Below are 12,790 nucleotides of genomic sequence, written 5' to 3'. Positions count from 1 at the left end.
TGAGTTTGTATTCGTTGAACCAGTTGCTGTGTCATATGTCGCACCAACGCCATATACAGAATCTGTACTCTGTCCATATCGGTTTTCGTTGCTTCTGCTTATTGATTGGCCTGTATGAAGAGATTGCGCTGTTGTATCTTCAAGCTTTTGAGTATTCATAACTCCAGATGGGGTTAGTGTATGGCTAGTTCCATACTCATTTGTTAAAGTTGTTAAACCTCGGCTTTGTGAAAGATTGCTATCATATTTGTTCATTGAAGTGTTGTTGACTGAAGATGAATCAATATTAGTTTCACCCAATGTCATATTACCCATTGCCATTGAACTGCCGATCGACGAACCTGCTGAGGTAAAGCGCCCAACTATTTGATTTCCAATTGCAGCTATATCACCATAAAATCCTCGTGCTATCCATGCAGCTAGAGGTATAGTTAGAATTACAAATAATCCAATAACAGTTTGAATATCAACGACTGTGGAGTCTAATACCCCCATTTTAGTAAAGGGAATGCCCTCACTAAAATCTAGAGCTTCTGCTTTCCGTCTTAGATATAGCATTGAAGCATGATTAATTAATGCGAAAATTAGAGGAAAAAGGCCAAGCGTTAAAAAGCTTGTAAAGTAACCGGATAAAATATTTACTGCCGTACTCGGTTTTAAAACTATTAACATGACCGCTATTGGGAATGTTGCATATAGAACAACTTCTAGCCAATTTCTCACTATCGGAATGACTTCAAATGCTAATTTTGATAAAACTGCGGCTGCACCTTTCATTTGTTCTGAAGCTGCTGCTGCACCTGCCGATGCCATTAATTCTTGTATACGAGTTTGATCATTAATAAGTGCCGGTAATTCAGTATTTGCATCTTTCATAATGTTATTAAACATACTTTGTTTAACAGCATCAGAAGCACTTTGATTAGCTCCAAGTATCCAGCTATAACTTGTTCCAACAGCATTTGTATACATAGATAAAGCAGTCGCTTCATTAAAATCTATAAATGCATTTTTTCCGTAATAGCGCATTGCTGCTGCAATACCATCGTTAACTTGTTGCTTTAATCTTGTTGCTCCTTCGACACATGTGACGGTTTCAGGTGCACCTTTCAAAATACCCAGAGTTACAAATCGCGCTGGATTTGTATTGGAAAATAGCTTGTTCCAACTATCTGTTTTTTGCATCAAATCTTCAGCATTCAATACCCCATCTTGCATGTCGTAAATTGAACATTCTTTGATATATTGCATAATATCAGCACGCAAACTAGGACTAGTGATACTCATTTTATTTGTGTTTCTTATTAGGGCTTGACCAAAGCCCATATCACCAGTTCCTGTTAAACTTAGGCTGCTAGGTACGGAAGTAAGTGTTTCATATTCTTTAGTTATCCATCCCGTTGTGAAATTTGTTGTGAATGCTCCCATTGCTAACAGCCAGGGAACATTACCCACAATTTTTGGTGGCTCTTGCTTAAGTTTATCAACTACGGCCACTGAACTAACCGGCGCCATAATGATTACTACAATAAAGTAAGCCCAACCAAAATTTCTAACAAACTTTCCTAAATCTCTATCTAAAGCAAATACAAAAAGCGAAGCCATGATCGCAGTTAAAAAGATGAATTTTAAAGCCCCTACCCAGTCGCTACTTCCCATGAGAGATGCAACAGCATTAAGGATTAAGTAGGTACTTTCAACGTTCCAGTACGTTTCAATTGTAAAGTCCATAATTATTATCCCTACTTATTTATCTAATGTGTTAGCGAAGACAATTGACTGTCTTAAAGCTGGAGCTAAATTTGAATGTAAAGTTCGCTCCATATGCTGAACTTCCTGGGCGATATTAAATGAGACATTGGAACGTGCGTAAGCAACTTGCGTGCTTTGGTTCAAGTCTGCTCTTGTTTTATCTAAGGTTTCTCTAATCTTAGTAACTTCTTGAGCAGTTACAGCATCAGCCGTTCCAGCAATAATATTGCCTAAAGCAGCTTCAACCATCTTTGAAGTTATTTCAAAGTAAGCAAGAGCATATTTCGCTGCTATCAGTTCTTTGTACTGGTCTAAGGCCATCATTGCAGCAGTACTATCACCACCATATCGAGTATTCAGTGCTATGATTTTATAGATCGGAATATCTGTTAAATTGATGAATTGAATGATTCCACCAGCATCAGTAATTGGGCGACGTTGCGAAATAGCATCCGCTAGTAATCTCATCTTTTCATCTACTAGCGAATAGAATGTTTCATTAGTTGTTAAGTTGTCTTGAACAAGAGATGTACATTCATCTTCACGTGTACCATCGACACAACGCCAAACTGGAAATTGTGCTTGTGAACTTGCACTAGTACCAATGAGTGTAGAAATATTATCGATTCTTCGCGGATAAGCGACTATTTTAGGCGTTCCATTGGTTGGATCTTCAGTTATAACTACTGTACCCACCATTGCCATGATTAAGTATTTTTGGTCTGTAGGTAATGCTGAAATTTTTGATAATGCTTTCCAAGTCAAGTTACCATCCGGTATATGATTTTTCATATTTGGATCTTGATTAGATAAATTATCTAAAGTTTGATTTGTTTGTTGTGAATTTCCCTTATTCTTGGTCCATGCTTCTGTCATATCACTGAAGATATTTTTTATTGTTCCAAAATTCATTGAAGATTGTTCGCGTCCACGCAATGCAACAGTAGAAGTTGCTGCATTAACAATCCCTTTCGCTGCCTCACACGAATCAATGTTCATTCTATTAATTTGTTGAGAGGCAGATTGAAGAGCTTGCAGAACGTTATCGCAAGTCGGACATAAATTTTGTAAAGCTAATTTAAAGCCATATCCCAATGCATTTGAGCCGATATTTTTTAGCATGGCTACAAATTGTTCTTTATTTACAAAGCTGAAGCCACCCATATACAAGTCAATGCCGCCACAACCAGCATTAGCTGAAGGAGGGGTAATAGCAGCTAGATTATATGTGGTGTTGGGAGTTCGCATAAACAAACTCCCACCTGTCATATAATTCATAGTCTGGCCCTGGATTGCGGTTGGCTGAGTAACATTTCCACGCGCATTTATTTGGTCAAAAACTTCTTGCATTGAGGCTGGATCGGCATTTGCAGAAACCGTAATACCAAATAGAACACCTATAATTAATGCTTTAATTTTCATAACATCACCTTAAGCCGTGAGGCTCCTTTATTATTAAGATACTTGAATTGGTTTATCGCAATTCTCATCAGAGGTTTTAGTACCACTTAATTCTGGTTTTTTAAGTTTTCTGCTCCTTTCGTTTAATGAACTAGAATGTAAATGTTGCGGATCCGCAATCTTAGTTTTACTAGACGTTAATTCTTTATGTTCATTACAAAAACGGCCAGATTCAACTTTGATTAATCTATTTTTCTGAAGTGAATGAGCTGTTTCTCTTTCACTATTAATCTTCAAAAAAACATCTTGCATTGAGTTTGAGCCAGCGAACATAGGGCCAGAACAAATCAAAGATAAGGAAATTACTATTAATTTTGCTTTCATAGAGACACCATAAGCCCTTCGGCTCTAATTAATTAAGTTTAAAAATCTTGACCTGGTTGGGTATTTGTAAGTACCCAAATTCTTTCTATGACTTCATTTAAAGACATTACACCAAATCCAATCGGTGCGTGATCTTTAGTTTTTTTAGATGCAATAAAGGTAGCGGGTACTTTTTCAATACCCCATTTTTGTACCACTGCACGGCCATCTACAGGATTTGGAAAGTCAGGTAATCCAGCTCCATCAACACTAACGCCAAGCACTTCAAAACCATACATTTGTGATAATTGTTTAAGTATTGGAGCCATTTGATGACAGTACGGACAGTCTGATCTGAAGAAGAATATCAATCCTTGTTCTTTACTTAAGTTCTTAAGATATCCATCAATTTGCGTTTGCTTTGCCTGTGCTTGAACTTTAATCGCTGCATTATTAGATGGGTTTCTTAATGAATAATCATAGTCTGGATTCTGATAAACTACTCGTCTCCATTGGTCTGTAAATACAGTTGCTTTGTTTTGTACAAGATGCCATGCATCAAGATAATTTTTGATGTTCTGTTCTGTCGGATACATGACTGCTATATCTTCTCGTTTTTTTAACTCAGCTCGAAGTTCAGTCGCAGTCTTTAATTTATTTAAATCAGTAATAGGATCAAATAAAGGAGCTTGTTTAGGAGTTCCCTTTTTTACTTCCTGAACCGGCGTTTCTTCTTTTGGCTTATTACAATACCAGTTGACTTTAGTTCGATCACAATTCCAAACAGAGTCATAATCCAATACATTATTGGCTTTTGTTAGCTGAGTTAGCCCACTAAATACAACCATTGAAGCTAAGATTAATTTATTCACTGTAGTAACCTCCGACGGCTTGCTTATTTACCCGTTCTCTAATCTTTTCTGCTTTATCTCCCAAATCAACGTTTTTTGGCACTACTGAGTTTTGAAATTCAGTCATATCAATTTTAGAGAAATCTAATTTTTGCAATTGCTCAACAGTAATTCCTTCACAAGTTTCTAATGAAAGACCAAGCTGTTTTCTGCCCTCTCGGTTAATTATCTTTGCCAAGATACTTTTGAAACAGCAATAGGAACGACTCTCTTCAGTACAACCAAAAATAGTTTTTGATGAGCACCATGTCCGCGCATGAGTACATAAACTACCGCCACGTTTTACGGCCAAGTCCCGTTCTTCTTCGTTACATTGAAGCCATCCACCAGTCAGATCTCCCTGAAGGTTTTTCATCATTGAATCATCGTTATATAAATCATCATATTGATAAGTTGAGCCTTCTGTTTGCTGAGCTGCTTGTTCCGGGTTATTACCCATAGCTTGAGTTTGCTTACTTCCAGTTGCATTGTTTGAAGCTTTAGAAACGTCAACTTTTATTTCTTTACAACAGCTCATGATGTTATGACCAGCTAATAGCTTTACAGTACATGTTCCCCCTTCTCCATTGAATACTCTCAACGAACCTGTTGAATCTTTTTCGCCATACACGCCCGCTTCTCGCGTAGCTTCCATCATTGCAATTGCTTGACCAAAATCTTTATCCGGTTCTGAAGATTCTTGATAGCATTTACCGTCAGTACATTTAGCCTCTACACATACTCTTCGATTTTCTTTTCGTGCTTCTGAAGTTTTGCATTGATATGTTTGACTATAAGTTAAGCAATTACCTGCTGAGTCTTTGGATGAACAAACACTTTTAATTTGAGAACAACCAGCATCTATTAAGTTTTGACAATCAGACACATTAGTTTTTTCCGCACACATGAATTGTTTTTCTTCATAAACACATTCGCCATCAATTGTTTTTTTGCATTCTGATTTTATCTCTTTGCATGGTTTAATAGTCGGGTTGTATTTATCATAACAACCATTAACCTTTTGTTTTTTACATGCGCACGCAATTCTTGTTTTAATATTTACACTTGTCCACCAATCTGTGCGTGCATTCCAGTTTTCAAGTCTAACTGTATTAATGCCTTCTTTGATGAATGGTTTTAGATCCACATTCGTTGTTCCTGAGCAACAATGAGCGCCCCCCCAATTAAAACTCCATGCTTCTTTACCATTGATATAAAGTCTTGAACCGTCGTTATTCATAAAATCAGTGAGGCGAAATTCAGCCAAAGATTCCAGATTCTTAACTTCAAAACTATATTCGGCAGTATGTACTCCTTTAGAACCATCAGTTCCAAATAGGCCAATTTTTAAAAAGCCATTTTCCATTGTGATTGTTGAATTATGAAATGGTTTAGTCACTTTTAAAGTAGTATGATCAATTCCGCTTCCATCTTCTCCACAAATCATGTCTTTTATTGGAGAAATACAATCAGTAAAGAGAATTTTGTTTATGCAGCTTTCTGTAGAACTAGTTGAAAATACTGAGCACTGTTTATTTTCAAAAACTGGTTTAACATCGAATTCTTTATTGAAACAAAACTGATTTGTAGAACCTTCAATGCTTGCTTGTGTAGCACTTTCACCAGATACCTTTATAGTTTCCTTAGAGTCTTTTACTAGGGGATCTTTTTTTGGATCAATTTCATAAATTGGTCTAGATGTAGCACTCTTATTAACTAAATTAATAGCCTCACATTCCAAGTTAAGTTGATTGCTTCCACTCATATTTTGGTTTTGGCAGTTCGTAACTTTCTGGTTTCCAATACTATTAACGTTTCCCATTCCATTTTGATAATAGGCGGATTCAGGTGCGTTAGTTGAAAAATTTGGTACTGTATTCTGACCATTTTGAGAATTTACTAAAGAGGATGTGGACTCAATAGAATTTTGGCCAAAATCTCTCCCTTCCTCTTCTGCTGTTTTTGCATGTATGACGCTTGACATACATGCAAAACTCAATATTGTTGCTAATACATGATGTTTCTTAATCATTGATTAGCTCCTTTTAAAAAGGTCAGATATCTCTTTGCGATCTGACTCAATTCAGCCGTTTCTTTTTTCTCCATTTGTTCTAAGGCATATTCAAGACTTATATCACCCGTAATTTTGCTATGATTTTCGGGTAATACACAGCCTTCTTCATCTAGATTTTCTTCTGCCCGTGGTTTTACTAAAACTATAGCCGGTACTGAATCAACCCGGTATTGTTTAAACGCGTTAGGGTTAATTTGAATATTGGCTGATTTAACGCCTATCTGGGATATGGCTTTCGCCATTTCCATGTAGTTACCGTCTTTAAAACCTCTAAAGACAACTACGCCACCAGCCTTAGTAACATCTGTCACTAGTTTGTTTAAAGCATCTTTGGGCATAGATAAGCTTGCAAAAGCTAAAATACCATCAACATTTTTCTTATTTTCTGCTTTACGTTTATATCTTGCTGCAATGTCATCAAGATTTATACCATTTGGTTTTTGAACATTAATATTTGGAAAGTTGTTAGGACGTGCCTCAACACTTTTAAAAATTTCAATTTGCTTTCTTGCTTTTTCTTGAGCCATTTCCCAATCAGACTTTTTGAAAGTCTGATTTTTTACTTTATCCATTTCCTTTTTAATTTCTTGTTCGCTAGGAAAATCTGCACTGTGTACATTGCAAGACAACAAACAAATTGATGCTAGGATTAATTTTTTCATTCTAGTTACTCCTTTTAATACACATAGAACGGTGAAATAGGGCCCAAACAGCAATTTTTCTTTCTGAATAATTCATATGAGAAATGTTCGCCAGTTACCGGCCATGATTTCCCGGCACCCCATACACTTGTCGTTCTGCCGAATGGCTGACAGCATTTACCATTAATTTTTTTAGTTTGTGCCACTGGATAGAGCATCTGATATTTATATGCTGTTTTATCCATAATTGGTTGCGGATAAACGCCACACAATCCAGCTTCTCCATTGGTTCCCCAAGTTAGGAACTGACGATGCATTTTTGCTGCTAATCGTTGTGCAATTAGTGATGAAGCTTGAATATGACTAACATGTGCGCCAACGTTCCCATTTAATGGATAAATTGAACCATTACATCCAGCACACCAGAACAGACCATTTGAACCAAAACCTGCTGATGCTAATACGCAATCCCCTGCACATGCAGCTTGTGTAAGTGGGTTTGTGAATAAGGCTGCTTCTGGAGATAAAATTGCAGACAACTCATCATCATTCCACATCGGATCCAACTCAGTCATATATCCGATATCAAAGTATCCAGTTTCAGTACATGGATGCTCATAGATCACTTCTAACCACATCATGATTGGATCTGTATACCAGTGCGCTTGATAAAATGAGTGCCTATTGTTGTCATCATGCAAACGTACTTCACCTTCCGGTGCTTCTACACCTACGTCCAATTCAGTTCCTAATGAAACCATACAATAAGGAGTACGAGTTACATCTACTCGTCTTACTGGCTCCCAAAAACCTGTTTGAATTCCTAGATAGATTCTTGGGATCGCACAACTACAGAACAATTGCGATGGATTACTATTATCTTCTTGTCCACCTTTCCACAATGGCATTCCTCCCATGCTGATAGGAAAAATGCAAGACCAACAGATATCGCTAATTGGATTAGCAAATTCGCCTGGGCAACGTAAGCTTTTAGATCCATTATTATTTGATCCAGAGTCAGCGGCGAAGCTTAAATTAGTGAAAATTAAAAGGAATAAAATAGTAAAAAATTTCTTCATTTCACTAACTCCTTAGCTGGGACTTCACTAATCTCAAGCATTTTTCCATTTTGTCTAACAATCGATGGTACAGATGTAATTTGTAATCGCTTTGAGATATAACCGTACTGGTCAAAGTAGACTTGACGTTTCCAAGCTCTAGTCAAATCGAACCAAGAGCCATCTACTAAAATTGGAGTAATTCGATTTTTATACAATTCAGTTAATTTTTTTACCGCTTGTACTTGTTCTGGATCTGAGCCTTTAAAAAGAACTAGTGTTTTAGTCATGGTCACGGTATCCAATGGATTTACACTTGTTCCTGCTCTAGCAACCACAACCCCTTCATCAGTTTTTATGTCATTAGATAAGTGCATGGTTGGGTCAAATAACCTGACCTTCTTTACTGTAACAGTAGAAATATTTTCAACTGGTTTTGGGTTTTTAGCAGAGTTCATGGCACGTGAAACAGCTTCTTGCTGTTTCCGCTTTAACTCACCGGTTTTCTCAAGAGCCTTTAATTTCGTATAAATTTGCTCTAATGCATCCGGCTCTTGAATTTTATATACAGCTCCATTAACCCCTAAATCTTTGGAATTAGAGTTAAATGAAATCGCTAAAATTGGTAATAAAAAAAGATATTTAGAAAATTTCATAAGCTTTCCCCAAAATATATTGCTTGTTAATTGTTCCGACCTTTGCGTAACGACTATCAAGCGAGTCTTTATGAGGAGTGCTTACAAATATTTCATTTTTAGGAATTACTTGTGATGAGATAACTTCGAGCTGAAGCTTTCCATCTGCACTTTGTTTTTTTGCTCTACCAATGTATTTATCATTTATAAAGACGTCTCGATCTTTAACAACGATACGATCACCTTCAACACCTGATACAATTTTTACAAAAATAACGTCTTTAGGATATTTGATCTGGCCTTGCCATAAAAAACCAACTAAATCACCCTTTTGTACAGGCTCACCTTTTTTAATTACATATACTTTCCCACTCAAGCTTGTTGTGTGATTGACCGTATAGATAAACCATTTTTGGCATAACATTAGCCCTACACTGACAATCAACATCAAAACAAATGTCACTAGTAAGACGTTTACAACCTTAAACCTTTTAACTTCATTATTCATGAATACACCCTAAGCCGTCAGGCTCCTTAATCAAAAAATCTGTCTAATTATTTTTGATAGATTGTTTCTCTAACCTGTTGTGTGTAATCTTTTACACGATTAGTATCACTTAAAAGCGCTGCTTTATTAACCAAAATACATTTGCATTCATCACTGATTTTTTGAACTGCACTATTAAGTTGCTTAGTAAATTTTTGATTTTCGATATCTGCTATTTTTGATTGTTGAGCTAAATCAACATTTGCTGAATCAAGATTTTTAACGCCTTGATATAACAAGTCTGTTAGCTTTTTCTCATGTTCTTTTACCAGTGTCAGAATATCGATCGTAGCTATCTTTGGACGTTTCATATCATTGTAATAATCCATAGCTCCCGCAATAACTATTACGATGATTGTTAAAACTAAACCTTGAGTCATTTTTTGCATAGTTGAAAGTTTCATACTTCTTCAGCCTCTTTTTTACGCATTAAAGCGTATGTTGCTTCTGTCATACTCATGCCTTTATTCGTGCATTCTTCAATGAAGTTGTAGTCGTCTTTGTTTGTTGATGCCATAGCTAAAGAAAACGGATCCGCAACATGTCTTACGATGTGCTGACCGTTTGGTGAAGTAACCATAATTTCTGAATACCAACCGTGGATACTTTCAATTGACTTAATTTGTTTAATGACAGCTTCAGAAAAGTTCGCTTTTTTCTCTTGAAGTAACTTTTCAAAGCTTTGTTCATCTTGGCGTAAGAAGAATTTCCAGTCTGAAGAATTATATGCAGCTCTAGCAGCATCATTCGCAAATGCGTCATCAATACCTTGAGTACCCATGCCAAATGAACCAAAGTATTTACGTGCTCTACGATAACCTTCTTCAATAAAAGCTGCTGTTTCTTCTGTATCATCAAGTAGTTGCCATGCTTCATCTACAAACACGATTTTCCCTTGAGATCGCGATAAATACATATCTCGCATGATTCGGTTCATAACACCGAAAAGCACAACCGTTTTTAATTCAGGTGAGTCTTTTAGTTCTTCCAGTTCGAGATATATCATCTCGTTATTCATATCGATGTTGGCTTTACCATTAAAGTAACTTCCATACATCCCGTTTGTTTTGAAATTTTCTAACTGAGTACCAAGAGCCCAACCTCGTGCATCAATATTTCCGTTTTGATCTCTAATTTCTTTCAAGAAGTCAGAGATTTGGTCTACGCCATTGTTATTGCGGAATTTTAACCATGTCTCTCTAATAGCTCTTGAAAGGAGAGCTTTATCGTAATCGTCTAATGGTTTGGATGGTGAAGCCATTTTTGCATACATAGGCAAGAGCATTTTCATCTCTTGGGCAAATGTATTTAAGGTTCCTTCTTTTTCCGAAAGTTCCTCATCTTCAATTACCTCTAGCCATGTGAAAGGATTCATACAAATCTTTTCGCGCTTTGCGAAATCAATTGCTTGTCCTTTACCGAGCGCTACGAAGTTTTTAAATGAGCGTCCTACGTCAATAATATATATTTTGAAGCCCAAGCTTTTGTAAGCTGCCAAAATTTCAAGAGAGAAAACAGATTTACCAGCGCCTGACGTACCACAAATATAAAAATTATAGTTCCCCTGTTTATTTGAAAATAAATCAAAAAAACAAGGTGTTCCTCTGCGGCCAAATACCATAATTACCGGTTTACCGAAACCTTGCCATTCTGACAAAATTGGCATCATATCTACGGCATTAATAGTTGTTTTAGTCGTAATCAGCTTTAATTTCTTCAAATCATCTCTTGCCTTTTTTGTCAAAATCATAGGCATTGATGAATAAAGAAGTGGCAGTTGTAAGCAAGATAACGGCATTACGCTAAAGCCGTTTGACTTCCATAAATTGTCAACGTTTGCAGAATAACTATCTAGTTGTGATCTTGGAGCGAATATCCCGATTGTATGATAGAGCTCGCACATCCCTCCACCTTTATGTAGGTGATATGTGATCGCATTCCAATCTCTAGCAATTTCAGCATACTCAGGCTGCCATTTTGCCATTTTACTTTCAGCATTCTGTGTTGAACGAGCTTGCTTTATTCTTGCTTTGGTTTCAGAAGATGTTTTATCTAAGATATGAATACCCATCGAAATTATGTAAGGGCATGGATACTGAAGGGAATTTTCAAAAAAATCGCCAATTACATTTCCCATTTCATAAAGATGTTTGAATTTTGGATACCTCATAACTCCAAAACCACGAAATGCAATTCGATTGTCTTCTTCTAGATCTTCATCGTCATCTTCTTCAATCCATTCAGAATCATAGACTCTTACTGATCTATTAGTTCCCTTAGTTTTATCAATTATAGGTTGACCAAATACTATTTCAGACACACCAACTGTTGCTGAATGACCACGTGGTGTTAACTGACTTTTTATTGATTCTAGACGATTATAATCTTCACTGTAGTATGAGCGAGAAACTTGGAATTCATGTTCTGGTGGAACGGTTCTAAATAAACTCTCAGGGTCAAGCATTGGCTTAATTATTTTAAGCAGTAACATTGGTGTTAAAACAATATTAGGTAATTTAGCTTGTTGTAGTTGAGCACTTGTCTGATGCAACAACTCTTCCATTTGCTTAATTAGTTGTGGGTCTTTATAACTACCCGAACGTGTAACTGATAGAATAATTTTTGGTTTTTTAATAACGTAATATGAGTCTCTTCCGAACTGTGGCCGTCCTTTACGAGACTGGATATGTTTGATTCGATTCTTTGCAAATTCTATTGCGAAATCAGACACTTTACCATTCTGATATTCCGCAACACGTAAATCCAAGTACTCTTGAAGATCATCTTCAAAAATTGTATTACCGAAGTTTAATATCTGAATACCTGTTTCCGCAGGGAAACTTGAAATAATAGATACTATGCGAGAAACGAAGTCCTCATTTGATCCTGTCTGCGGTATGATTTCTAGAGCAAAGCTTACGGAAGGGCCATCATTATAATAAAGACTTCTTTTCACATTAAACATGTTGTATTTAAATATCTGATACATGCCGTAGCTTTCAAGAATCTTATTCGTTAAATCTACAGTTGAGAATTTTTTACCTGTCGGATCATCACCTAATACGTGGACCTTAAACCAGTTTGCGAGCATGGCTCTAAAATTGATTAGTTTGTTATTTCCAGTCATAAGTTAATCTCACTGTCTAGTAAACTTAGAGATATCGACATTCAAGTCTTTTATTTCAGTATTTATTCCATTCAAAATTTCTTTACTATTTGGCTGGCTATTAACTGAAGCATTTACTGGTATAGGACCATCTGAACCTGTTTTAGTAGATTGCGGATCCGCAACTGTAATGGCTGGACTTGAATAGTTTGAAATTGGGGCTCCAATTGGTGCGTATGCATCTTGTAGACGTCGAGAATTGTGTTCAATCATCCACTTCCAATTGTCGATTACTAGATAGAAATATTGTTGATCGAATAAAG

11 protein-coding genes and 1 pseudogene are annotated in these 12,790 nt (G+C 36.4%); all 12 read right to left on the bottom strand.

Annotated features, from left to right (window positions below):
- On the bottom strand, window positions 1–1,731 hold a 1,731-nt coding region (locus EGT34_RS20840; protein ID WP_133306827.1), incomplete at its 3' end, for a conjugal transfer protein TraG N-terminal domain-containing protein.
- Between the two features lie 15 nt (window positions 1,732–1,746).
- Window positions 1,747–3,174, bottom strand: coding sequence for a conjugal transfer protein TraH (locus tag EGT34_RS20835; protein ID WP_000692620.1), 1,428 nt, complete (start codon window positions 3,172–3,174; stop codon window positions 1,747–1,749).
- 33 nt (window positions 3,175–3,207) lie between these two features.
- Complete coding sequence (locus tag EGT34_RS20830) at window positions 3,208–3,537, bottom strand: hypothetical protein (RefSeq protein WP_000644930.1); 330 nt, start codon at window positions 3,535–3,537, stop codon at window positions 3,208–3,210.
- Between the two features lie 38 nt (window positions 3,538–3,575).
- The gene (locus tag EGT34_RS20825) at window positions 3,576–4,388 is read right to left on the bottom strand and encodes a conjugal transfer protein TraF (protein WP_125305496.1); all 813 of its coding nucleotides are present in this window, start codon (window positions 4,386–4,388) and stop codon (window positions 3,576–3,578) included.
- Window positions 4,381–6,438 (bottom strand): conjugal transfer protein TraN, encoded by a 2,058-nt coding sequence (gene traN / locus EGT34_RS20820; RefSeq protein WP_000591718.1) that lies wholly within the window; start codon window positions 6,436–6,438, stop codon window positions 4,381–4,383. Before traN ends, EGT34_RS20825 begins: the two co-directional genes overlap by 8 nt.
- Complete coding sequence (gene trbC, locus EGT34_RS20815) at window positions 6,435–7,142, bottom strand: type-F conjugative transfer system pilin assembly protein TrbC (RefSeq protein ID WP_000733535.1); 708 nt, start codon at window positions 7,140–7,142, stop codon at window positions 6,435–6,437. The genes traN and trbC overlap by 4 nt, the downstream gene beginning before the upstream one ends.
- A gap of 14 nt (window positions 7,143–7,156) precedes the next feature.
- Entirely contained in the window at window positions 7,157–8,200 is a 1,044-nt protein-coding gene (gene traU, locus EGT34_RS20810; RefSeq protein ID WP_000713230.1) for a conjugal transfer pilus assembly protein TraU, read from the bottom strand.
- Complete coding sequence (traW, locus tag EGT34_RS20805; protein ID WP_000672680.1) at window positions 8,197–8,835, bottom strand: type-F conjugative transfer system protein TraW; 639 nt, start codon at window positions 8,833–8,835, stop codon at window positions 8,197–8,199. The genes traU and traW overlap by 4 nt, the downstream gene beginning before the upstream one ends.
- Window positions 8,822–9,322, bottom strand: coding sequence for a signal peptidase I (gene lepB, locus EGT34_RS20800; protein ID WP_001058570.1), 501 nt, complete (start codon window positions 9,320–9,322; stop codon window positions 8,822–8,824). Before lepB ends, traW begins: the two co-directional genes overlap by 14 nt.
- A gap of 47 nt (window positions 9,323–9,369) precedes the next feature.
- Window positions 9,370–9,765, bottom strand: coding sequence for a hypothetical protein (locus tag EGT34_RS20795; RefSeq protein WP_000778182.1), 396 nt, complete (start codon window positions 9,763–9,765; stop codon window positions 9,370–9,372).
- Window positions 9,762–12,488, bottom strand: a complete 2,727-nt coding sequence (gene traC / locus EGT34_RS20790; protein ID WP_000147410.1) for a type IV secretion system protein TraC — start codon at window positions 12,486–12,488, stop codon at window positions 9,762–9,764. Before traC ends, EGT34_RS20795 begins: the two co-directional genes overlap by 4 nt.
- A gap of 9 nt (window positions 12,489–12,497) precedes the next feature.
- Window positions 12,498–12,790, bottom strand: a pseudogene (locus EGT34_RS20785) (type IV conjugative transfer system protein TraV); the annotation flags it as partial.

This window comes from Acinetobacter sp. FDAARGOS_558 (genome assembly GCF_003937785.1).
Taxonomy (GTDB): Bacteria; Pseudomonadota; Gammaproteobacteria; order Pseudomonadales; family Moraxellaceae; genus Acinetobacter; species Acinetobacter baumannii.
This window is presented reverse-complemented; position numbering and strand designations above follow the sequence as displayed.